We start from the raw sequence: 249 nt of genomic DNA on the forward strand, positions 1-249 counted from the left end.
GTACGCCGAGGTCTTCCGCGACCCGGAAGAACCGGGCAAGGGGCGCTTCTACAATTGCCCGGCCGGCTGGACCTGCGAGCTGGAGAACAGCGAGATGCTGAAAAGCTACGGCCTGGAGGAGACGTTCACCAATTTCCGTCCGGGCACCGGCCCGGCACTGGACGCGGCGGTGCTGTCGAGCTATCGGCGCGGCGAGCCTATCCTGTTCTACTACTGGTCGCCGACGCCGCTGATGGGCCGCGCCGGCCT

Annotated in this window: 1 protein-coding gene; it reads left to right on the plus strand. The window is 67.1% G+C overall.

Annotation, left to right across the window (positions count from 1 at the left end):
- A partial coding sequence (locus ACLJNW_RS27300) for a glycine betaine ABC transporter substrate-binding protein (protein ID WP_410961684.1) occupies window positions 1–249 on the plus strand: 249 nt, incomplete at both ends.

It is taken from the genome of Salmonella sp. SAL4457 (assembly GCF_046548235.1).
Lineage (GTDB): Bacteria > Pseudomonadota > Gammaproteobacteria > Enterobacterales > Enterobacteriaceae > Salmonella > Salmonella enterica.